Source organism: Pyrococcus woesei, from assembly GCF_050496105.1.
In the GTDB taxonomy this organism is placed as follows: domain Archaea; phylum Methanobacteriota_B; class Thermococci; order Thermococcales; family Thermococcaceae; genus Pyrococcus; species Pyrococcus furiosus.
In genome coordinates, this window is sequence record NZ_CP179867.1 from 1,708,174 (window position 1) to 1,728,914 (window position 20,741).

At 42.9% G+C, this 20,741-nt stretch carries 24 protein-coding genes; 13 read left to right on the plus strand and 11 right to left on the minus strand.

Annotated features, from left to right (window positions below; all coding sequences use genetic code 11):
• The first annotated feature begins 2 nt into the window (after positions 1-2).
• The 9 genes from ACMFNG_RS09440 to ACMFNG_RS09480 all read left to right on the plus strand — a co-directional run bounded on the left by ACMFNG_RS09440 (position 3) and on the right by ACMFNG_RS09480 (position 7,260).
• Complete coding sequence (locus tag ACMFNG_RS09440; protein WP_011012461.1) at positions 3-1,373, plus strand: hypothetical protein; 1,371 nt, start codon at positions 3-5, stop codon at positions 1,371-1,373.
• Positions 1,374-1,384: 11 nt separating this feature from the next.
• Positions 1,385-1,852: a class II glutamine amidotransferase gene (locus tag ACMFNG_RS09445; RefSeq protein WP_011012462.1), complete on the plus strand. Its 468-nt coding sequence runs from the start codon at positions 1,385-1,387 to the stop codon at positions 1,850-1,852.
• Between the two features lie 49 nt (positions 1,853-1,901).
• The gene (locus tag ACMFNG_RS09450) at positions 1,902-2,351 is read left to right on the plus strand and encodes a class II glutamine amidotransferase (RefSeq protein WP_288073388.1); all 450 of its coding nucleotides are present in this window, start codon (positions 1,902-1,904) and stop codon (positions 2,349-2,351) included.
• Positions 2,352-2,507: 156 nt separating this feature from the next.
• The gene (locus tag ACMFNG_RS09455) at positions 2,508-2,630 is read left to right on the plus strand and encodes a hypothetical protein (protein WP_011012465.1); all 123 of its coding nucleotides are present in this window, start codon (positions 2,508-2,510) and stop codon (positions 2,628-2,630) included.
• Positions 2,631-3,091: 461 nt separating this feature from the next.
• A complete protein-coding gene (locus ACMFNG_RS09460; protein ID WP_223208976.1) occupies positions 3,092-4,483 on the plus strand; it encodes an ATP-binding protein in 1,392 nt (463 codons plus the stop codon).
• Between the two features lie 282 nt (positions 4,484-4,765).
• Positions 4,766-4,996, plus strand: a complete 231-nt coding sequence (locus ACMFNG_RS09465; protein WP_011012468.1) for a type II toxin-antitoxin system HicB family antitoxin — start codon at positions 4,766-4,768, stop codon at positions 4,994-4,996.
• Positions 4,993-5,220: a type II toxin-antitoxin system HicA family toxin gene (locus tag ACMFNG_RS09470; protein ID WP_011012469.1), complete on the plus strand. Its 228-nt coding sequence runs from the start codon at positions 4,993-4,995 to the stop codon at positions 5,218-5,220. The genes ACMFNG_RS09465 and ACMFNG_RS09470 overlap by 4 nt, the downstream gene beginning before the upstream one ends.
• Positions 5,221-5,692: 472 nt before the next feature.
• Positions 5,693-6,166 carry a hypothetical protein gene (locus ACMFNG_RS09475; RefSeq protein WP_014835386.1) on the plus strand — a complete coding sequence of 158 codons (474 nt, stop codon included), beginning with the start codon at positions 5,693-5,695 and terminating at the stop codon, positions 6,164-6,166.
• 5 nt (positions 6,167-6,171) lie between these two features.
• Complete coding sequence (locus ACMFNG_RS09480) at positions 6,172-7,260, plus strand: VIT1/CCC1 transporter family protein (RefSeq protein WP_288073385.1); 1,089 nt, start codon at positions 6,172-6,174, stop codon at positions 7,258-7,260.
• Here the strand turns inward: ACMFNG_RS09480 and ACMFNG_RS09485 are convergent.
• Genes ACMFNG_RS09485 through ACMFNG_RS09495 form a run of 3 tightly spaced genes read right to left on the minus strand, consistent with a single transcriptional unit; the run spans position 7,257 to position 10,052 of the window.
• Positions 7,257-7,757 (minus strand): hypothetical protein, encoded by a 501-nt coding sequence (locus ACMFNG_RS09485; protein WP_011012472.1) that lies wholly within the window; start codon positions 7,755-7,757, stop codon positions 7,257-7,259. The two genes, ACMFNG_RS09480 and ACMFNG_RS09485, sit on opposite strands and share 4 nt — an antisense overlap.
• A 33-nt stretch (positions 7,758-7,790) precedes the next feature.
• Positions 7,791-9,215, minus strand: coding sequence for an NADPH-dependent glutamate synthase (gene gltA / locus ACMFNG_RS09490; RefSeq protein ID WP_011012473.1), 1,425 nt, complete (start codon positions 9,213-9,215; stop codon positions 7,791-7,793).
• A complete protein-coding gene (locus tag ACMFNG_RS09495; RefSeq protein ID WP_014835388.1) occupies positions 9,216-10,052 on the minus strand; it encodes a sulfide/dihydroorotate dehydrogenase-like FAD/NAD-binding protein in 837 nt (278 codons plus the stop codon).
• A gap of 158 nt (positions 10,053-10,210) precedes the next feature.
• Between ACMFNG_RS09495 and shyB the strand changes: the two genes are divergently transcribed.
• Genes shyB through shyA form a run of 4 tightly spaced genes read left to right on the plus strand, consistent with a single transcriptional unit; the run spans position 10,211 to position 14,032 of the window.
• Positions 10,211-11,215 (plus strand): NAD(P)-dependent hydrogenase/sulfhydrogenase 2 subunit beta, encoded by a 1,005-nt coding sequence (gene shyB, locus ACMFNG_RS09500; RefSeq protein ID WP_011012475.1) that lies wholly within the window; start codon positions 10,211-10,213, stop codon positions 11,213-11,215.
• Entirely contained in the window at positions 11,212-12,078 is an 867-nt protein-coding gene (gene shyC / locus ACMFNG_RS09505; protein WP_011012476.1) for an NAD(P)-dependent hydrogenase/sulfhydrogenase 2 subunit gamma, read from the plus strand. The genes shyB and shyC overlap by 4 nt, the downstream gene beginning before the upstream one ends.
• Entirely contained in the window at positions 12,078-12,791 is a 714-nt protein-coding gene (gene shyD, locus ACMFNG_RS09510) for an NAD(P)-dependent hydrogenase/sulfhydrogenase 2 subunit delta (RefSeq protein ID WP_011012477.1), read from the plus strand. Before shyC ends, shyD begins: the two co-directional genes overlap by 1 nt.
• Before the next feature lie 2 nt (positions 12,792-12,793).
• On the plus strand, positions 12,794-14,032 hold the full coding sequence (gene shyA / locus ACMFNG_RS09515) for an NAD(P)-dependent hydrogenase/sulfhydrogenase 2 subunit alpha (protein ID WP_011012478.1): 1,239 nt from the start codon (positions 12,794-12,796) through the stop codon (positions 14,030-14,032).
• On the opposite strand, the gene ACMFNG_RS09520 is transcribed toward shyA, so the two are convergent.
• From ACMFNG_RS09520 to ACMFNG_RS09555, 8 genes are all read right to left on the minus strand, one after another.
• Complete coding sequence (locus ACMFNG_RS09520) at positions 14,029-15,384, minus strand: bifunctional hydroxymethylpyrimidine kinase/phosphomethylpyrimidine kinase (RefSeq protein ID WP_011012479.1); 1,356 nt, start codon at positions 15,382-15,384, stop codon at positions 14,029-14,031. The two genes, shyA and ACMFNG_RS09520, sit on opposite strands and share 4 nt — an antisense overlap.
• Positions 15,381-16,004 (minus strand): thiamine phosphate synthase, encoded by a 624-nt coding sequence (thiE, locus tag ACMFNG_RS09525; RefSeq protein WP_011012480.1) that lies wholly within the window; start codon positions 16,002-16,004, stop codon positions 15,381-15,383. Before thiE ends, ACMFNG_RS09520 begins: the two co-directional genes overlap by 4 nt.
• Positions 16,001-16,798, minus strand: coding sequence for a hydroxyethylthiazole kinase (thiM, locus tag ACMFNG_RS09530; RefSeq protein WP_011012481.1), 798 nt, complete (start codon positions 16,796-16,798; stop codon positions 16,001-16,003). Before thiM ends, thiE begins: the two co-directional genes overlap by 4 nt.
• Entirely contained in the window at positions 16,795-18,048 is a 1,254-nt protein-coding gene (gene cytX, locus ACMFNG_RS09535; RefSeq protein WP_288073423.1) for a putative hydroxymethylpyrimidine transporter CytX, read from the minus strand. Before cytX ends, thiM begins: the two co-directional genes overlap by 4 nt.
• Positions 18,041-18,679: a TenA family protein gene (locus tag ACMFNG_RS09540; protein ID WP_288073424.1), complete on the minus strand. Its 639-nt coding sequence runs from the start codon at positions 18,677-18,679 to the stop codon at positions 18,041-18,043. Before ACMFNG_RS09540 ends, cytX begins: the two co-directional genes overlap by 8 nt.
• Positions 18,669-19,313 carry a thiaminase II gene (tenA, locus tag ACMFNG_RS09545; protein ID WP_288073425.1) on the minus strand — a complete coding sequence of 215 codons (645 nt, stop codon included), beginning with the start codon at positions 19,311-19,313 and terminating at the stop codon, positions 18,669-18,671. The genes ACMFNG_RS09540 and tenA overlap by 11 nt, the downstream gene beginning before the upstream one ends.
• A gap of 90 nt (positions 19,314-19,403) precedes the next feature.
• On the minus strand, positions 19,404-20,072 hold the full coding sequence (locus ACMFNG_RS09550; RefSeq protein ID WP_288073426.1) for a DUF257 family protein: 669 nt from the start codon (positions 20,070-20,072) through the stop codon (positions 19,404-19,406).
• Positions 20,069-20,734, minus strand: a complete 666-nt coding sequence (locus tag ACMFNG_RS09555; protein WP_288073427.1) for a DUF257 family protein — start codon at positions 20,732-20,734, stop codon at positions 20,069-20,071. Before ACMFNG_RS09555 ends, ACMFNG_RS09550 begins: the two co-directional genes overlap by 4 nt.
• Between the last annotated feature and the right edge of the window lie 7 nt (positions 20,735-20,741).

Sequence of the window (20,741 nt, forward strand, 5' to 3'; positions counted from 1 at the left end):
CATTGCTTCTGCTCTTCAATGGCTGGAAAATAACAAGAAAAGGTAGAGAATTCTCTTTGAAGATTCCCATCTCTATCCACCCAACTGGAGATGGATACAGGCTTTACAAGAGCCAAACAGGAGGTATTGATCTATCAAACTTCATAAAAGAGATAGTTGAATTTAGGATAGACAAGGAACTAGTGAGAACGATTGATGAAATTGATCTAGACTACGTCATTCCCGTTCGTACGGAAAATCCTGAATGGTCTAGTGAAATGTGGGAAAATAAAGCAATACTTCTAAAAATGGAGAAAGCTGGGAGATTTAAAGGTAGGAGGGAGGTGGTTAATATGCCAATTTCCAAAAATATTTCCCAGGAACATGTGTTAAAGGCTATCGAAGAAATTGATAAGAATGGAGTCTCAGGAAAATTCAAAGGAAAAAGTTACTCTCTGATATATAATGGCAAGAGGTATCCCCCAAAGTATGTGGTATCTCTAGCAAACAAATATGCCAATGGTGAGTTTTTGGATCCAGCCGAGTTTAATACCCATGCAGCCGTAAGGTATCTAAGAAGGCTTGGATTTAGGGTAGCCAAAATAACACCAGAAACAGGAGAGGATTCAACAGAAGGGGGTTCTGGTAGCAACATTATCGAACTCCCAATACTACAATTTCCACCTAATGAATTTGACAAAAAGATGTACAGTGTTTTTGAGAGATTTGCTTCTCTCGTAGAAGAGAGACTCAGAGCAATAGTTGAGAAGTGTTCTGAGCTTGAAAAAATTCACCAAGAAAGCGAGGACACAATTAGATACATGATGTTCCATGCATTGACAACTGTTGGAGGAATAGATCCTCTCGACGTTTATCTCGAATATCCTCATCCAGAAGTTCCCAACCGAAAATATGCAAAGCTTGACACATTTGTAGCTGCTAAAGAGAACAGGCCGGCATTAGCATTCGAGATGAAATTTAAAACAAAAATCCCTAGTAGAAATAATATTCCAAGGTCACAAATAGCTGGTTCAGCCTTTGCGGATTTATTAAGGTTGGCATCATTCAGAGTAAAGTCAAGTGAAAAAACAAAGAGATACTTTGTTTATGTAGTAGATGATGAGATGATAGGATATTACCGCAACCCAAGAAACTGTCTAGAGGAGTTCTTTGATTTAGAAACTAATAAGGGATTCAAACTAACCAAAGACTACATCCTCTTTAAAAACAAAACAAAAACAGAAAAACGAGCTAAGTGGCTAATTAGAGGAGTAGAATCTAGTATGGGAGAGCCCACCAATTGGCCAGAGCCTACAGTAATCTGCAGATTTAGGAGAGACTTTGACTTCGGAAGCAATAGGATAGTAATTAGGATTTACGAAGTAGTACCGTGAGGGACGGGGATATGTGTGAGCTCTTCGACGTTAACGCAAACAAAGGGGTGAGCGTAAACTTCACGTGGCGGGGCTTTGTAAGGAAAGGCGAGCTTAACCCCCACGGCTGGGGCATTAGCTGGTATCTAACAGCTGTCAACGGAAAGAGAGCCGCTTCACTGATAAAACAACCTATCCCGGCTTACGAAAGTATGATTGCCCTCACACTTCCAAGACTTAACATAAGGAGCCAAATTATCATAAGCCACGTAAGATTCGCCACCAGTGAAATCAACTACCTGGACACTCATCCTTTTGTGAGGAGAATTAAAAGCATTGGACAGTATGATGAGTGGATTTTCGCCCACAATGGAGTACTGAACGGTGTTAAAGAACTGCCCAAACGCTTCAAGCCTTTAGGAACGACGGACTCAGAAGCAGCATTCTGCTACATAATGGAGAACTTGGAGGGGATAGGAACCATGAGAGCTCTTCACTAAACTATATCAGCTTTTAAGCCAACTCAGCGATTACGGGACACTAAACGTTCTGATGAGCAATGGAAGATATCTCTTTGCATATAGTCATTATCCGAGTAAAGGAAAGTGGCTGCTGAAGCGTCACCCGCCGCACAAAGGTCGTGCAAGGCTCCTTGGCGAGGACTTTGAAGTCTCAATTGGAGAGGCGAAAGCTGAGGACGAGTATGCATACCTCGTAGCCACAAGAAGACTCACCGATGAAAACTGGGAAAAATTAGAAAAAAGAATCTCCTACATTTTCAGGGACGACGCTTTGCTACTCAAGATTGGCAGGAAAATCGAGCCAATGCTTGACAGGGAAGCCATACAAGTCCTCAGAGCAGTTTTGAACGGGGAGAACGTCGAGCTCGACGAGACCGTTAAACGGCTCGTAGAATTAAAACTCCTGAAAATAACCAAGAATAGGGTTGCAATAAACAATTACGGGAGAGCGATAGTTAAACTGATTATGGGAGCATGATGATAACAGTTTACGGCACCCTGAGGAAAAGTAAGCCGCTGCATGGCTACCTAAAGAACAGTAGATTCTTCGGCGAGGACTGGATTGAGGGCTATGACCTTTTACGTTGACGTTCTTCCTTATGCTGTCAAGGGCAGAGGAAGGTTGAGGGTTTAGGTGTATGAGGTTGATAAGGAAACATTCGAGGAAATCAATCGCATGGAAGTAAATGCCGGCTACAAGCTAGTTGAAACGGATACAAAGTTCGGAAAGGCTATTCTTTGGGAGTGGGTTCATTAACCAAGTGGAGAAAGGGTAGAGAGCGGGGATTTTAATGATGGCAAGTTTGAAAGGTGGTGAGTGTGCTCCGCTCAAGGCTTGAGGGCGGTCTCTGAGGAATCCTTATTGGAGATGCCTTCAGCCTTGACCTTCCAGTTCACCAGCAGGCTTGAGATGGAACTGAACTATCCAAAACCCAAGGAAATTTCAATTCTTGACGGCTTGTGGAGTGACGACTCCTCTTTGACCTTGGCAACTAAAAGCTCCTAAAGATTTACATACTCAATCTGCTGGAGTTATGAAATAGAGTCTTGTTCGAGGCGTGACTTTTCTCAGCAGAGCAAAGGACATAGGTGACATCTCCGCTAGCGAGTTGAGAAAAACAGAAAAACTGGAGATTCTTCACACTTAGTTTGCACTTAATATCAATTGTATAGTATAAAACGATAGGTTTTTATCCTATTGCAATGAACTACACTAAGATGAGAGGCGTGGAGGAAAAACTTGTAGAAAGCATCGTGAGGAGGACAATTGATACAGCCGAGGCCAGGCTTAGAAAGTACGTTTTTACCCCAACTGGGGAAAAACGACCTGAAAGGAAACCTCTCGCAAAGCTTAAAGAGGAAATTGAATCATTCCTCAGAACACGGGAGAATAAACTCCTCGTCCTTTATGGTCTCCGGGGTGTCGGAAAAACCACCATGCTCGCTCAGATATACTTCAAACTTCTTCCTCAAATCCCAAGAGAAAGACTTGTTTACGTTTCCCTCGACAAGCTTCGTCCACTGGGAATAAGCCTAAATTACTTTGTTCAAGCATACGAACGTCTCCTCGGTGAAAGAATTGAAGAGTTCAGTCAGCCTACCTTCCTATTCATTGACGAAGCCCACTATGATGAGAACTTTGGCATCACAGTAAAAGACCTTTACGACTCCGCAAGCAATCTCATGATTGTAGTTACTGGATCCTCTTCACTCCCTCTTAAGCTCGATCCTGACTTGATGAGAAGAGCCAAGAAGCTTAGAGTGCCGCCTCTTACCTTCACCGAGTATCTGCTCCTCAAGCGTGGCCTTCAAATCCCTGAGGAACTTAGTGCAGCTCTAAAACATGCATTCCTCAACTGTGATTTCTCCGGAGTCGAAGAGAAGCTTGATGGAGTCCTACTGAAGTTCACTGAAAAGGATGTTGAGGATTACCTCATTCAAGGCTCGCTACCCATTTATCTTACTTCCAAGAATCCGCTTGAAGATGCTTATGAAATACTGAGAAAGATTGTCGAAGTTGATTTAGTGCTCGAGGGACTTTCTGAGACGACACGGGAAAAGGCTCTTGGCCTGTTACTTCTTCTTGCTTCCGGTGAGAGCTTAGCATATGATGAATTAAGTTCAACGCTGGGGCTTGCTAAGGGAACGGTAGAGAAGCTGATTGAGAAGCTCGAGGATCTTGAGGTTATCTTCCCAGTAAGGGCTTACGGTTCTTTAGGTAAAGTTGCTCGAAAGACTCCAAAGTACAAGTTTTTGGCACCAATGCTTAGGAGTGCAGTGCTTTACGAGTTTGGACTCTTTGAAAGGGATTCAAAAACGCTTGGCATGCTTCTTGAGGATGCCGTAGCACTTTATCTCCACTTACTCGCTAAGGAGAAGAAGTTGGGGCTTCACTATGATGCCCAAAAAGGAGGTGCAGATTTTATCCTGAAAGGGCAATCCAGAGGAATTGTAATTGAGGTTGGCTGGGGAAAGAAGGGTCTCCGCCAAGTTATTAAGACTATGAAGAAGACGGGATTAAATTGTGGTGTGGTGATCTACAATGGTCCTTTGAAAAAGAAAGGAGAAGTATGGTTTGTACCAAGGGAGCTCTTTTTACTGATGCTATGAAAATTATCTCCCAGAGCTTTAAACATTTGAAAGTGATAGCCTGTCACTAGTGCTGGGGTGTTCACTTTGTTCAGCACAATACCCATAAGAAACGAGAGAGATTTGCCTGGAAATCTTTGATATGTTGTGTATATCTAAGCTTTGCTTAACTTAGATTTAGATAAGCCCAAGGTAAGGTAAAAGTTCAGAATCCAAGAGTACTATACAGTGCACAACAACATATAAACAAGAGGTGGGAAAGATATTTAACCCCACTTGTGCAGAATACAAATTGGTGGGAAAATGAAGTTCAAGGTCATTCTCGAGCCGCAACCAGAAGGGGGATATGTGGCATATGTTCCTGCACTTCCCGGTTGCATGAGCCAAGGGGAAACTAAAGAGGAAGCTCTAAAAAACATAAAGGAGGCTATTGAGCTTTATCTCGAAGTACTCGAGGAGAGACGAATGGGCAAGACCTTGAAGAAGTTTGTCAAGCACTCAGACAAGACTCAAATTGTCGAGGTTTCATTATGAAGCTTCCGAGAGACGTTTCTGGTGAAGACGTTATCAAAGCCCTTCGAAAGCTGGGTTATGTGCCTGCAAGGCAAAAGGGTTCTCATGTTGTGCTCACGGGACCTAGTGGAAAAATCATTGTTATCCCATTGCACAAGAGGATAAAGACTGGTCTTCTCAGGGCCATCATTCGAGAGGTTGGGGTTTCAGTAAAGATTTTTATTAAGCTTCTTGAAGATCCCTAAGATCCTAATAATTTTTGCAAGCGTCGGTGGTAAGTTGACTTTCTACCGATATCGGACATACTACTTCCGCTGGTGATGGCATGAAGAGAGTGGCATATATTACGGTCTCGACTTAAGAACAAGTGTGAAGAAATTTCTTCAGGAAAATTTACATGCTCAAACACGAAAATACACGGGGTAGAGGTACAGATGGAGAGTCATGAAGAAAAGAAATTTGAACAGTAACCGATGACGTATAACAATTACTGGTGATATTGGTATGTTTGAGAAAACAAAAAAGATTATTAAGTCTCTCTACGGATTACTTCATAAAGTTGAGATGAAAGGTGAGTTGTAACCGATGACAACATCTCCAACTGTTTGGGAAATAAAGCCTAAAGAAGGGAGTTTGATGTTAGTAACCGATGAAGAGTGTCATCCCTGCTGAAACGGGGTCGATGATGAGGTATAGTCCCCACCTGAGGTGTTTCCAATGTTCAGCTTCCTAAAAAGAAGAAAGAAGGAGAAAAAAGGACCATTAGTATACTTAAGTGAGCCTGTCTTGTTGTACCACACAAGGACTGAGAAAGCCATACTAGAAATAATAGAGGAAAAGCTCAGCTCAACAAACGTTATCATCCCCTCGGATTATGGAATTAAAGATACGAGCCACATGATTGAGGATGCTGAATGCTTTGTGGCAGTTGCAATCCTAGGAAAGTTCTCCTCTTTAGTCTGCAGAGAAGTTAGAAAGGCCCAAGAGCTTGGAAAGAAGATTTACACTCTTGATATAGTCAAGAGAAGTTCAGATGAGCTCATTTATTACTTTGAAGAAGGAATTCCCGAACACATAGAGTGGTTGAGCGAAGAGGAAACTAGAGAGTTTTTTGATGGATTTCTGGCTGAAGAATTTATGGGCATGGCATTTAGGGGGATGTTCATAGGGTATAGAGGAAACAAGTGGTGAGGCAAATGGAGGAGATGCTAAATCTTGCCACCAAATTTTACGAGGACGAGTACAAAGACTCTATCCTTTACGCTTACCTGGGAAACAGTGAAAAAGATCCCAAATTAAGAGAAGAATTTCTGAGGCTCTCTAAAATTGAGTCAAATCATGCAAGATTTTGGCATGAGTTTTTAATTAAAAGGGGAAGAACGCCCAAAAAGCCAAAAATCAACAAGATTAACCTCTTTTTTGTAAAGCTCCTTAGGAAACTTCTTGGCCCGGGAATTATTGTTTCTCTGCTTGAAATGGGCGAAAATTCGGCCATTCAAAAGTACTTCAACTTTCTGACCAAATATCAGCTTAGCGAGGAAGAGAGAAAGATTTTATCAAAGGTAATTTTAGATGAACTTGAGCATGAACGCTTCTTCCATGAGAGCAAAAAACGCTTTCATACAGAAAACATAAGGGATTTTGTTCTTGGAATGAATGATGGCCTCGTGGAGCTTTTGGGAGCTGTCACTGGACTTTCAGCAGTTTACCTTCACAATCCCAGGGTAGTAGGGATTAGTGGCTTAATAGTTGGTGTTGCGGGAGCACTTTCTATGGGAATTGGGGCTTTCATCTCAGTTAGATCACAGAGGCAAGTGAACGAGAGCGTTAGGCAGAGGATGGAAGTTCTCTTTAAAGTTTCACCAGAAAAGGCAAAGGAAGAGTTATCAAGAAAGCTTTTAGAGACGGGAATCCCTGAGGAGGTTGTTGAAGAGGTCGTTGAAAAGCTGTCCTCAAATGAGGATGCACTCATAAACCTTCTCGTTCAAGAGAGTGGGGAAAATGAGTTGCGCTCTGCCCTCTACACGGGCTTGGCCTATCTAACGGGTGTTGCTTTCCCAGTTTTACCATACTTCATTGCTTCATCGTCTTTGACAGCGTTGCCCTTTTCAATTCTCTTAGCTGGTACTGCTCTTGCAATAGTTGCCAGTGTAATATCAGCAATTTCGGGAATTTCAATAAAGAAGAAAGTCGTCGAGATGATATCCACGGGTTTAGGAGCGGCCTTTCTGAGCTATCTCTTCGGAAGGTTAATGGAGAGCCTCTTTCACATATCCACACTTTAAATTCCCAAATTTTTGAGGGATATTTTGAAAGTTTCTAATCCTCTCTCTATAATCTCATAATCCCTCCCAAGCTTTCTAAATGAAGTATTTCCAGCAAGCATAATCAAGTCCGTTCTAATATTACCCTTGGAGATAAATTCATCGGAACTAGGGTTATATTTGAAATACTTCACGTATCCCTTTCCCTTGATGGCAAGAGTTCTTCCTTTCTTTCCCATAAAGTTCCCAATTCCCCATTCGGTGACTCTAAAGGTTGAAGGAATCTCAATCATGACCATCCAATCCTTTTCAAAATCCCCTTTCATCAATCCAAGAAACTTGTTCTCTCTCTTCATTGCCAAAACTCCAATATTCATAATGAGCTCGTCTATGTCTATTATCGCTTGAAATACCATCTTTTCGTCGTCTGGATCCTTGATTAGTGCCTCCTTGTCCCCTATCTTGATTCCAACGATTTCAATAGGTTTAGTTCTAACAGCTCTGCCCAATATGTCCACCTAAAAAAGAGAATGAAAGCGGGAATAAAAACGTTACTTTTCTTTGCTTAGGTATTGGTGGATGGCTTTTGCTGCTTTTCTCCCGTCGCCCATTGCTAGAATAACCGTAGCCTCACCCCTAATAGCATCACCACCAGCAAAAACCCCAGGAATACTAGTCATCAAATTCTCATCCACAACAATCCTACCCCACTCATCCACCTTAAGCCCTGGGACGGTCTCCAAGAATGTTTTGTTCGGGGTTTGGCCTATTGCTATTATTGCTGTATCGAACTCCATTATGAAGGTTTCTCCTGTTGGAATTGGTCTTCTTCTTCCACTTTCATCGGGCTCTCCTAGCTTCATCTTCTCCAGCTCTATAGCTTTTAAGTTTCCATTTTCATCCCCAATGAACCTCTTGGGGGTTACCAAGAACATGAACTTAACTCCCTCCTCCTCGGCATGCTTTATTTCTTCCTCTCTAGCCGTCATCTCCTTCCTTGTTCTTCTGTAAAGAATCCAAACTTCAGCCCCTAGTCTTAGTGCTGACCTAGCAGCATCCATTGCTGTGTTTCCTCCACCTATAACCGCAACTCTCTTCCCGACTTTTATTGGAGTGTCGTATTCTGGGAATTTGTAGGCCTTCATTAGGTTAATCCTCGTGAGGAACTCATTTGCAGAATAAATACCATTGAGATTTACCCCAGGCCAGGGGTATATCCTTGGCGTTCCAGCTCCAGTTCCTATGAATATTGCATCGTACTCTTCCCTAAGCTCTTCAAATGTAATAGTTTTTCCTACCAAAACATTTGTTTCAATTTTAACTCCAAGCCTCCTCAGATTCTCAAGCTCCTTCTTGACGATCTCCTTTGGTAACCTAAATTCGGGAATGCCATATATTAGTACTCCTCCTGGTTGGTGGAGGGCTTCGTAGATTGTTACCTCATAACCCATTTTTGCCAGGTCTGCGGCACAAGTTAGGCCAGCGGGCCCAGCTCCAATGATTGCGACTTTCTTCCCATTCCTCTTAATCCCCTTAATCTCCTCTAGTAATAATTCATCGTCAATCCCGTGCTCTCTTGCATAATCAGCCACGAACCTCTCCAATTTTCCAATGTTTATTGGATCACCAACCTTTCCAACCACACAAGCACCCTCACACTGCTCTTCCTGGGGACAAACCCTACCAGTAATTGCTGGTAACGTATTATCCCTCCAAATAATCCTAAGAGCCTCCCTAACAGCCTTACTAGGATTATCCCTATTCTCCCTCAAGGCTTTAATGAAACCCGGAATGTTAATATGCACAGGACAACCCTTAATGCAAGGAGCATACTCAACAGGACACTGGAGACAACGCTCAGCCTCCCTCAAAGCCAACTCCCAAGAATAACCAAGATTAACCTCACCAAAATCCCTAACCCTCTCCCCAACAGACCTCTCAGGAGTAGGAACCCTATCTTTAATAAGCCTAGGCATTTAGACCATCCTCCTTTCCCTTTCCCATTTTTCAAGGCTTATCTTTTCCAGATCTCTATAATAAGCAAGTCTATTCATCAATTCGTCCCAGTCGACAAGGTGTGCGTCGAATTCTGGGCCGTCTACGCATGCGAACTTGACTTCACCACCAACTGTAACCCTACAAGCCCCACACATCCCAGTCCCATCAACCATGATCGGGTTTAGGCTTGCAACTGTCTTTATTCCGTAGGGCTTTGTGAGCTCTGCAACTGCCTTCATCATTATTGCCGGGCCAACCGCATGAACTAGGTCTATCTTCCTCCCTTCTTCTATGAGCTTCTGAAGGGCGTGGGTTGTGAATCCTTTCATTCCGTAACTACCGTCATTTGTAGTCACTATAACCTCATCGCTGACTGATCTTAGTTTATCTTCCCAGAAAACTAAGTCTTTAGTCCTGAAACCAAGTATTGAGATTACATAATTTCCCTTTTCTTTCATAGCTTTTGCTACAGGATATATCTCAGCTACTCCAACACCACCCCCTATCATAACCACAGTTCCAAAGTAGTCAATATGACTTGGTTTTCCCAGGGGGCCTAGAACATCGAGTATATAGTCTCCCGCTTCATAAGTTCCTAGCTCACGGGTTGTTTTTCCAACTTCTTGTGCGACAATTGTAATTGAACCTTTACTTATGTCAACGTCGGCAATTGTCAAGGGTATTCTTTCCCCTTTTTCATGCAACCTAATCATTACGAATTGTCCAGGTTTTGCATGCTTTGCTATCCTTGGAGATTCTATTTCAAACAAATTAATTCCTGGAGCAAGCCTCTCTTTTCTTAAAATTTTGAACATTATGCACATCACCCTACAAGATTTAAATTCCTAAGGTAATAAAAATTTCTTTCGGAGTTCTTTACCTTTTGTTCAAAACCTAAGGTTGTCAAAATGACGTTTTGGAAATTCTTATCATGAGTTTTATGTAACAAAAATAATAAAGGAGGTGAGAAAAGTTGAGATATGTAAAGCTACATTCTGAATATTTCCCAGAATTCTTTAACAGGCTAAAAGAGGTTGGCAGGGTCTATGGGCCTGTTAGACATAATTCAACTTATAGATTTGAAGAAGTAAACAGCATTGACGAGCTAAGTCTTGACTATACGAGAACAATACTTCCCCCAAAGAAGTTCTTCATAAGGCCAAGGGATGCTATGTTCAAAATTCAGAAAAATGAAGTTACTGAAGTTGATGGGGATGGAAAGTTTGTCCTCTTTGGTGTTCATTCCTGCGATATTCACGGTATAAAGATCCTCGACAAAGTCTATCTCTCAAATCCGCCAGACCCATACTACGAAAGAAGGAGAAAAAATGCCTTTATCGTGGGAATAAGCTGCATGCCCGATGAATACTGCTTTTGCAAGAGCCTTGGAACAGATTTTGCAATGGATGGGTTTGACATCTTTCTCCATGAATTGCCCGATGGATGGCTCGTTAGGGTTGGGAGTGTAAAGGGTCACGAGTTCGTATGGGAGAATCAAGATATTTTTGACGATGTGACTGAAGAAGACCTAAGAAACTTTAAGGAGTTTGAAGAGAAAAGAGCCAAGGCATTCAAGAAGTCCTTAAACAAGGAAGGACTTGCAGATATTCTTGACTTGGCGTTTACAAGTAAGGTATGGAAGAAATATGCTGAAAAATGCTTGGGCTGTGGGAATTGTACCATTGTTTGCCCCACCTGTAGGTGCTACGAAGTTTGTGACACCTGGGTAAGGGCTTATGAGGCCCTGAGAATGAGGAGGTACGATTCTTGCTTTATGCCCACCCACGGCCTAGTTGCTGGGGGTCATAACTTTAGGCCCACGAGGCTTGACAGATTTAGGCATAGATACTACTGCAAGAACTACTTTGATCCTGAGGCAGGCTTCAATTGCGTTGGCTGTGGAAGGTGTGATGAGTTCTGTCCGGCTAGAATAGAGCACGTTAAGGTTCTCGACGAGGTTAGGGAGGGGTTGATATGAACCCCTACAGGAGTTATGATGCAAGAATTATTGAGGTGAAGGAACTCACCTCTCGGGAAAAGTTGTTCTCGTTAAAATTCCTTGACAACGAAATTGAGGAAAACTTTACATTCAAACCTGGGCAGTTCGTAATAGTTGACATAAGGGGGTTTGGAGAATTTCCCATAAGCCTCTGTTCCTCTCCAACAAGAAGGCCAATACAGCTTTGCATCAGAAGAGTGGGGAGAATGACAAAGTTCATACACAAAATGAACGAGGGAGATATTATCGGAATAAGGGGGCCGTATGGAAATGGATTTCCCATGGATCTCATGGAGGGATCAAACTTAATCCTAATAGCGGGTGGACTTGGAATGGCTCCGTTAAGGAGCGTTCTTTGGTATGCAATAGACAGCGGAAAGTATGAGAAGATATACCTCTTCTACGGTACAAAAAGCTACGAGGATATCCTCTTTAGGGATGAAATAATTCACCTCCTAAAGCATGGGGAAAAGTTGAACTGCCACGTAAAGCTTGCTTACGAAGTAGAGACTCCTTCTTGTATCTACTTAGAAAGGGGCTTTTCGGAGAAGGTGTGCAAAGGAGTCGTAACTGACCTCTTCAGGGGAGAGGAGTTCGACGTTGAAAACTCTTACGCTTTAATCTGTGGCCCTCCTGTTATGTACAAGTATGTGATAAGGGAACTGCTAGATAGGGGATTGTCTCCAGGGAGAATATACATGACACTGGAGAGAAGAATGAGGTGTGGAGTTGGAAAGTGTGGTCACTGCATAGTTGGAACGAGTGTATCCATTAAGTACATCTGTAAGGATGGTCCCGTTTTCACTTATTGGGATGCTCTTTCCACAAGGGGGTTGATATGATGAAGTTGGGTGTTTTTGAACTTACGGACTGTGGTGGATGTGCGCTCAACCTACTATTCCTCTATGATAAGCTTCTCGACCTCCTCGAGTTCTATGAAATAGCTGAATTCCACATGGCAACTTCCAAAAAGAGCAGGGAAAAAATTGATGTTGCTTTGGTAACTGGAACTGTATCGACACAGAGGGATTTGGAGGTTTTAAGAGATGCAAGGAATAGGAGCGAATATCTGATAGCTTTGGGGACTTGTGCAACTCATGGAAGCGTTCAAGGAGTAATTGAAAACTCGAAAGAGGCTTACAGAAGAGTTTATGGGAATGGAAAGCCCCCAGTAAAACTCTTGAATCCAAAACCAGTGACGGACTATGTTCCCGTAGACTTTGCTATTCCAGGATGTCCATATGATAAAGAAGAGGTTTTCCAAGTTTTGATAGATATAGCAAAAGGTATAGAGCCTGTAGCTAAGGATTATCCCGTCTGCTTGGAGTGTAAGTTGAATGAATATGAGTGCGTTCTTCTAAAGAAGAGAATTCCCTGCTTAGGTCCAGTAACTGCTGGAGGGTGCAATGCGAAGTGCCCATCTTATGGACTGGGATGCATTGGGTGTAGGGGGCCTTCTTTGGACAACAACGTTCCTGGAATGTTCGAAGTTCTTAAGGAAATTCTTCCTGATGAGGAGATTGCTAGGAAACTAAGGACTTTTGCGAGGTGGTAGTTATGATAATCGAGCTTGATGAGTTTACTAGGGTAGAGGGGAATGGAAAGGCAGAGATAGTAATTGAAAACGGTGAGGTTAAGGATGCTAGGGTAAAAATCGTAGAAGGCCCAAGGTTTTTTGAGATTTTGACCTTGGGAAGAGATTATTGGGATGTTCCAGATTTAGAGGCCAGAATATGCGCCATCTGTTACATAGCTCATTCGGTGGCCTCTGTTAGAGCAATAGAAAAGGCCCTAGGAATAGATGTTCCCGAGAGCGTGGAAAAGCTTAGGGAATTAGCTCTTTGGGGAGAGATAATTGAGAGCCATGCACTCCACCTCTACCTCCTTGCCCTCCCAGATGTCTTTGGCTACCCAGATGCTATTTCCATGATACCGAGGCATGGAGAGTTAGTTAAGGAAGGTTTGACAATAAAAGCGTTTGGAAATGCCATCAGAGAGCTAATTGGTGGGAGGGAAATTCACGGAATAAACATAAAGCCTGGAGGTTTTGGAAGGTATCCGAGTGAAGAGGAACTTGAAAAGATTGCCGAGCATTCAAAATCTTTAATAAAGTTTGCCAGGAGGATAGTTGGAATCTTCGCTTCCCAGGAGGCGGGAGGAGCTGTTGGTGAAGTTCTAATGGCTACTTCAGACTACTTGTGGGGTGATGAACTAATCATTAATGGAGAGAGAGTCCAATATTATGAAGTGGACGAGGTTCCAGTCGGATACAGCTTTGCAAAGCACTCTTACTACAAAGGAAACCCCGTGTTTGTCGGTGCTCTTCCCAGGTTGCTCTTAAAGGGAGAGTCAATAGAAGGAGAAGCGGCGAGAATGTTGGAGGAGTATAGGGATAAGTTGGAGAGCAAGTATGTAATCTACAACAATCTGGCCCAGGCCATAGAACTTCTCTATGCCTTGGAGAGAGTTCCCCAATTAGTTGAAGAAATACTCAGCGAAGGCATTGAAAGAGGAAATGGTGAGATTTCCCAGGAGAGCGGAGAAGGAGTTGGATATGTGGAGGCCCCAAGGGGAGTCTTAGTTCACCACTACAGAATTGAGAACGGTAAAGTTGTGTGGTCAAATACAATAACTCCAACGGCATTCAACCAGCGCTTAATGGAGTTAAGCCTTCTAGAGGAGGCAAAGAGGCTTTATGGCTCTGAGTCTGAAGAAAATATGAAGAAGAGACTTGAGGTAATTGTAAGGGCCTTTGACCCGTGTATCTCCTGTTCAGTGCACTTCGTCAAGCTTTAAATTAACATCTTTATTTTTTCAAGGACTTCCCTTGGATTTCTACCAAACACCAATATCATTGGCTCCTTTCCTACATCCCCTAGGTGATAGATGATGTCGGGCCTTTCTTTTATCCTCTTTATCGCGGTCTCTATTCCCCAAGGTATCGTTGCTCCTTCTTTGGCCTTTATCTCCTCTGGTTCCTCTCTTCTATCGTAGAATGAAACTTTGAATCCCCTCTCCTGGGCTATCTCTATTATTTCTTCTATTATTTCTCTGGAGTATCTAATGTTTATGGCACTCCTGTACTCTGGGTAGAATCTCATGTAAGTGAGGACAGCCCTAGCTAGGTGGTCGCTTGCTCCAAACTCAACAGGGCCCACGGCCTTTACTGAGTTTCCGTACTTGACGATTCTCCCCTTAACCCCCGCAACGTCTTTAGTGCTTCTGGCGTAGGGAAGTGGAAGTGAGTAGACGAAGTTAGTTCCCACCTCTGGAATTAGCCTTACTGGATTAATGCTTTCGAATTCTCTCACTGCATTCGTTAACTCTTCATAAATTCTCCACTTCTCTGCAGGAATCTCTATCCAAGCTGATTGATTCACTGGGCAATGACCATGTCCTATCCTGTGGCCCATAGCTATGCCCAAGGTTATGAACTTCTTCGCAACTTCTATTGCCTCTTCTAATCCCAAACCTTTCGCTAGGTTTGCTGTTATGGCAGCGGAGAAGCTACATCCAGTACCGTGAGTGCAACCTTCAACTTTTGGGGCTCTATACTCCCTAAAAGTTCCATTGTGGTAGAGAACGTCAACTGCCTCCTCTCCCTCAATGTGTCCTCCCTTAACTATCACTGCCTCTGCTCCAGTTTCCTCTGCGATTTTCTTCGCAACTATCTTTGCATCCTCAACGCTTCTAATTTTCATCCCGCTCAGCTTTTCTGCCTCGAACCTGTTTGGGGTTACAAGCGTTGCCAAGGGGAGAATGTACTTGATTAAAGCATCTACCGCGTCCTCTCTAAGGAGGGGAGCTCCGCTCTTAGCTATCATTACTGGATCAACTACGAGTGGAAAGTCGTAGTTTTTCACGGTCTTTGCCACTGCTTTAATTATCTCAGCATTGCTTAGCATTCCTGTCTTTGCGGCATCAACCCCTATATCTTCGGCCACGGCCCTTATCTGCTCTGCCACAACTTCTGGAGGAATATCGTGGATTGCCGTAACTGCTTGGGTGTTTTGGGCAGTAACTGAGGTTATGGCAACTAGGCCGTGGACTCCAAAGGCTGTAAAGGTTTTTAGATCCGCCTCAATTCCCGCTCCTCCACCACTATCGCTCCCAGCAATTGTGAGGGCAGTCTTCACTAACCTTTTCATCCTAAAACCTCCTCTACGATTTTTCTTAACTCCTCTGTAGCCTTTCTAACATCTTCAGCACCCATAACAGCGGATATTACGGCTATTCCGTCAACTCCAGTCTTGAGAACTTCTCTCGCATTATCTTTATTTATTCCTCCTATTGCAACTACGGGAATTTTAACGCTCTCAACTATCTTTCTCAATCCCTCTAGGCCTATAACTCTCGCATCTTCCTTTGTCTTAGTTGGAAAGACGGAGCCAGCTCCTAAGTAGTCAGCTCCCTTTTTCTCAGCTTCCAGGGCCTCTTCAAGGGAGTATACAGATGCTCCTATAATTAGATTGGGTGCTATTTCCTTAGCTACTTCTATTGGCATGTCCTCGGGCCCCAGCTGAACTCCATCGGCATCGACAGCTAAAGCTACATCTACCCTATCATCGACGAAGAAAAGGGCGTCGTATTCCCTGGTTAATTGTCTTAAAGTCTTTCCAATCTCATACATTTCTCTTGTTGGGGCGTTCTTTATCCTCATCTGAATTGCAGTAGCCCCTCCTTCCAGGGCTTCCCTTACACTCTCAACTTCGGGCTTGAGTCTTCTGTCTGTTATAACGTAGAGCTTCAGCTTGTTCCTTAGGTTCATACTTTTACCACCTCAATTTTCTTTAGCCTTTCTACATCCTCTGGGGTTAGCAAGTAGAGCCAGTCGTAGAGCTTAGCATGGAAAGTTCCAGGGGCTTTTGCCTCTTCAGCTGCTTTTTCAGCTGCTACTTCAAAGACAACCAAGGATGAGACAGCTGAAGTTAGCGGATCATTTACTGCAACGAAGGCTCCAGTAAGTGCCGCTACTATACATCCTGTTCCCGTAACCCTTCCAAGAAGCTCGTGGCCATTATAGACTGCATAAACTCTTTTACCATCGCTTACATAGTCTACTTTACCAGTAACGGCAACAATTGTGGAAAATTCCTCAGCTACAGCCAATGCCAATTCTTTTGCTCTCTCTGGGTCATATGTGGAGGAGTCCACTCCCCTAGTTTTTCCTTCCTCTCCTAGCAGAGCGGATATCTCTCCAAAGTTCCCCTTGACTATGGTAGCTCCTATTTTTAGTACCTCTAGAGCTGTCTTCGTCCTAAGTCTCGTTGCACCGGCTCCTACTGGATCTAGTACAAGGGGTTTCCCATATTCTTTGGCTAGTTTTGCTGCTTTGATCATAGAATTTATCCAGAATTTGTCGAGAGTTCCGATGTTCACGACTACTGAATCAGCAATCCTTACCATCTCTTCGAGCTCTTCTTCTGCATGTGCCATGACTGGAGATGCTCCAAGGGCAAGGAGAGCGTTCGCTGTGGTGTTCATAACTACGAAGTTTGTAATGTTGTGGACTAGGGGCTTTCTTTCCCTAACCTTAGCTAAGGCCTCCCCGACGCTAATCATTCTCCCCACCTCTCAAGGAGGTAATATATTATGGCAGAGATCAAAAAGACTGGAATGCTTGCTCCTATTGAGTTGCCTAAATCGCTTAAGACTGGTACTTTCACTCCAATTAAGGCCTCCATTGTGAGTCCCAGGTAGAGGAGGAACCCAATTAGCCAACTGATTATTCCTCTTACCTTGACTTTCCTATCTTCGAGGAGTGACTCAACTTCATACCTTCCCTTATTTACAAGGAAGAAGTCCGTTATCATTATTGCAGCTAATGGGACGAATGCTCCTCCTATTAGCAGAAGGAAGGACTCGTACTTATCTACTGGGAACACTAAGGCTAGCAGAGTTCCCAGGACACCAACCAATATTACCTGGGTTTTTGCGTTTGCTCTCGGGTTTATATTCTTCCACGTTATTGCTGCAGAATATATGTCCATGAAGGTTGTGTTCAATGTTGAGACAAGGACCATTAGCATAGCTGGAATTCCAAGGCCGTAAGTGGCTATTATGCTTATTGGATCTGGTTGCTTAACAGCTATGTTGCTCAAGGCTCCCAGGAAGTAACAGAAGGCTGAACCGGCTAAGTGGCCGAGGTAAGTTCCCCAGGCTGCATCTCTCTCACTCTTCGCCATTCTTGAATAATCTGCTATCGTTGGAGCCCAGCTTAGGGGCATCGCTATTACAAGGTCGAGGGCTATTAACAATGGCAACCCTCCCTCTCCTGGCCTGTTCCAAAGTTCTGAGAATGAGTATTTGGAGAATATCACATAGAGAAGCCAAACGCTCAATATTCCCAGGAGGACTACTGAAAGCTTTTCAAGCCATCTCCATCTCTCAGGTCCAGAAAGGGTCCACAGCGTAACTAATATACCTAGGACTAATATCCATAGCCTATAAGTCCCTGGGAATATTACATCTAAGGCCTTCCCACCAACTATCAGCATTATTGCCGTCCATCCTATGAGCTGGAGATAGTTCAATATCGAAGGTAGAACTGATCCTTTACCTCCCAGGGGAGCTCTTGAGAGGACCATTGTTGGAAGCCCCGTTCTCTGCCCTTCTACAGCTATCAAGCTCATTACGGCATTTCCCAGGAGGTGGCCAAGGATTATAACGAGGAGGGCCTCTTTAAGCGAGAGGTAGGGAGTTAGTAGTGCTCCCGCCCAAATTACAGCTATTCCAAAATCAGCGCCAAACCATATTGAAAAGTTGCTCCAGAAATCGAATATTCTCTCCTTAACTGGCTTAATATCATACATTTTCTTCACCTCCGTAGGCTATGTCCCAGAATATCAGCTCAAACTTTGAAACTTCCCTAAACACCTCTTTTGCCCTTTCTCTCTCAAATTCTCCATGCTTTTCGGCCAAGGAGTTAAGAATTTCCTCAATCTTTTTTACATATTCTCCGAACTCCTGGGAGCTCCAGTGGTTTATAAACTCTTTATAGGGACTATCCCCCTTTAAATTTTCTTTAACCCATTTCCATGCCTCATAGTAGGCTTTCTCTTCGCAGTAAAAGGCTGTGAATCCCTCTAGAAAGCTTCCCAGGGAGGCAACGTTTAAGAGGTAGTTCACATAGGATTTTGCCCTCCAATCAATTTCTTCATTCAAAGAAACATCCAGCTCCTGGGCCTTTTTCTCAAACATCTCTAGCTCCTTTGAAATGTAGTATATTGATTCCGCGAAAAAGGGAAGGAGGTAGTCAGGAGCTTTTGCCATTAGTAGTGCCATAAACCTTAGAGCGTTCTTCACAAAGTAGTAGTCGTTGACCAGCCACTTTTCGAAGCTTTCTCTCCTTATTGTATTCTCTGCCACTTCTATGAGAAATCTATGGGGGAGAAACTTCTCCCAGATATCCCAGTTCTCCCTGAGGAGTTCTTCAGAAAACATCGCCACCCCTCCAGGCCATTTCCCAGAACGCAAGCTCAAACTTGCTCCCAGTTATGAATATTCTCTTAAGCCTCTCGTACTCTCCTCCCTGGGAATCAATTATCTCTCTCAGCCTTTTGACAAGTTCTAGGTATTCTTCGCTGAGGTAAACTTTACCCCACTCGCGGTAAATCTTTACAGGATTTCTCTCCAGCTTTTCTCTGTGGTATTCGGCAATCTCAGCGTAACTCCAGAAGCATGGGAGAAGAGCTGTCAATCCCTCAACCACACTTCCCCTGTAAGCAGTTGAGAGCATGAAGTCCATGTAGGCTGAATTTACTAGTGTTGGCTCAACCTTGATTGCATCTTCGAGCGTGAAGCCAAGTTTATGGAGTAAGCTTTCATAGTTTTTCATCTCTGTTGTTACCTCAGCTCTAGCAAGTTCGAGTATCTCCGCTATGAGAGGATATTCAGCTTTTGAAGCTATTACTGCTAAGGCTCTCGAAAGGCCAACTAGATAGTTGAAGTCTTGAAGGATGTAAAACTTGAACTTCTCGAGGGGAAGTGTTCCTTCGTAAAGTTGGACTACGAAATTGTGCTTGAATATCTTCTCCCATATCTCATTAACTTCCTCTCTAAGTCTGGTCGTTATCATAGTTAACCCCTAGAATACCTCCCACTATATTTTTATAACTCTTTTGTTACATTCAAAAACCAAGTTATAAAACATTTAAAAATAAAAAGGCTACAAAATTCCCCTGAGAATGTCTCTGAAGGAAATTGTTATCTTACTAATCTTGTTCTTTACGCTCCACTTATCCTTAACTAGCTCAAACGTTAGTATGTTCTTTTCTTGATTTATCCTAACTACTGAAGTGGCAATGTCCTCTAAGTGGTGCAAAACTATTGGTTTTGTTACTTTTAGGAGATTAGCCTCGATAAAGTAGAAGGCAGTTCTGTTTTCATTCCTCACGAAATCTTTAATCGAGTTGAGAAGCTTTGCAATATCGGTTGGGTTCTCGGTTAAGAGGAATAGTCTATCCAAGCCAAAAACTAGGTCTATAAATTTCTCCCTTGGCGCAACCTCTTCGAAAGCTTTGCCATACTCTAGAAGATACCTTGGAATATCGAGCTCAAATGGAATTCTCTTAACAATACCCTCTTCTTCTCCACTCCCTCCAATTTTTAAAATTTTGAGTTCAGGTGTCGCTATTCCCAGCATCTCCAAGTGTTTTGTGTATACGGAGAATGTATCAAGCACATCTTCGACAAGAATTGGCACATTAAGCTCTTCTCCAACTTTAATTATAATGGAAAGAAGGCTCTCAACTCCCAGGTAAGAATAGTTTTCCAGTAATACTGTCTCTCCAAAGAGCTTATCTTTGATAAAATCATTAAGAAGTTGGAATGTCATAGCTCATCACCCATGTCAATTGTTACTTCATTTCCCACCAGCTCGAGGTTCATGGTCTTGGGAATTTTGATGTAGGCCGTTGAGTGAACTGCTGTAATCTCACCTATAGTGCTTGCAATTCTCTCAAATTCGTGCTTCACTATGGGGTTTATAGAACTAAGGAGATTGGCATTCATCACGTAAAATGCTTTTCTTTTCTTATTTCCAAGGTACTTTTGAATGTCAGTAATGGAAAGATAAATTTCGAGGGGATTCTTCATTAGCATGAATAATCTTTCAAGACCAAATACAACGTTTATGAACCTTTCAATGTTTGAAAGTTGTTGGAATCCTTTTCTGTATTCTTGAACGTATATCCTGGGTTCAGAGACATCTTTTATATGAACTAAGACGTTTCCAACTTTCGTTTTTCCTCCAGTCTTTATCACGTAAACATTTTCAGAATTTAGAATATCTTTCTTTATCCCAAGAACTTTTAGTCGAGTAATTATGAGCGGTAGAGTATCAAAGTTGTCATCTATAACAAGTGGAAGGTTTCTGGCTTTTGCATACTCAGCTATCTTTAGAAGGACGAATTCGGGAGCAAAGGAAGTGTGGTACTCTAAAAGAACTGTCTCGCCGAATTGTATTGAATCTAATAACTCAAAAATGACATCATCCATTAGCATC

What these genes read in the sequence shown, in the direction of transcription:
- ACMFNG_RS09445 (WP_011012462.1), top strand. Translation starts at nt 1,385, where the DNA reads ATGTGTGAGCTCTTCGACGTTAACGCAAACAAAGGGGTGAGCGTAAAC.
- ACMFNG_RS09460 (WP_223208976.1), top strand. Translation starts at nt 3,092, where the DNA reads ATGAGAGGCGTGGAGGAAAAACTTGTAGAAAGCATCGTGAGGAGGACA.
- ACMFNG_RS09465 (WP_011012468.1), top strand. Translation starts at nt 4,766, where the DNA reads ATGAAGTTCAAGGTCATTCTCGAGCCGCAACCAGAAGGGGGATATGTG.
- ACMFNG_RS09470 (WP_011012469.1), top strand. Translation starts at nt 4,993, where the DNA reads ATGAAGCTTCCGAGAGACGTTTCTGGTGAAGACGTTATCAAAGCCCTT.
- ACMFNG_RS09475 (WP_014835386.1), top strand. Translation starts at nt 5,693, where the DNA reads ATGTTCAGCTTCCTAAAAAGAAGAAAGAAGGAGAAAAAAGGACCATTA.
- ACMFNG_RS09480 (WP_288073385.1), top strand. Translation starts at nt 6,172, where the DNA reads ATGGAGGAGATGCTAAATCTTGCCACCAAATTTTACGAGGACGAGTAC.
- gltA (WP_011012473.1), bottom strand. Translation starts at nt 9,215, where the DNA reads ATGCCTAGGCTTATTAAAGATAGGGTTCCTACTCCTGAGAGGTCTGTT.
- ACMFNG_RS09495 (WP_014835388.1), bottom strand. Translation starts at nt 10,052, where the DNA reads ATGTTCAAAATTTTAAGAAAAGAGAGGCTTGCTCCAGGAATTAATTTG.
- shyC (WP_011012476.1), top strand. Translation starts at nt 11,212, where the DNA reads ATGAACCCCTACAGGAGTTATGATGCAAGAATTATTGAGGTGAAGGAA.
- shyD (WP_011012477.1), top strand. Translation starts at nt 12,078, where the DNA reads ATGAAGTTGGGTGTTTTTGAACTTACGGACTGTGGTGGATGTGCGCTC.
- shyA (WP_011012478.1), top strand. Translation starts at nt 12,794, where the DNA reads ATGATAATCGAGCTTGATGAGTTTACTAGGGTAGAGGGGAATGGAAAG.
- ACMFNG_RS09520 (WP_011012479.1), bottom strand. Translation starts at nt 15,384, where the DNA reads ATGAAAAGGTTAGTGAAGACTGCCCTCACAATTGCTGGGAGCGATAGT.
- thiE (WP_011012480.1), bottom strand. Translation starts at nt 16,004, where the DNA reads ATGAACCTAAGGAACAAGCTGAAGCTCTACGTTATAACAGACAGAAGA.
- thiM (WP_011012481.1), bottom strand. Translation starts at nt 16,798, where the DNA reads ATGATTAGCGTCGGGGAGGCCTTAGCTAAGGTTAGGGAAAGAAAGCCC.
- cytX (WP_288073423.1), bottom strand. Translation starts at nt 18,048, where the DNA reads ATGTATGATATTAAGCCAGTTAAGGAGAGAATATTCGATTTCTGGAGC.
- ACMFNG_RS09540 (WP_288073424.1), bottom strand. Translation starts at nt 18,679, where the DNA reads ATGTTTTCTGAAGAACTCCTCAGGGAGAACTGGGATATCTGGGAGAAG.
- tenA (WP_288073425.1), bottom strand. Translation starts at nt 19,313, where the DNA reads ATGATAACGACCAGACTTAGAGAGGAAGTTAATGAGATATGGGAGAAG.
- ACMFNG_RS09550 (WP_288073426.1), bottom strand. Translation starts at nt 20,072, where the DNA reads ATGACATTCCAACTTCTTAATGATTTTATCAAAGATAAGCTCTTTGGA.
- ACMFNG_RS09555 (WP_288073427.1), bottom strand. Translation starts at nt 20,734, where the DNA reads ATGGATGATGTCATTTTTGAGTTATTAGATTCAATACAATTCGGCGAG.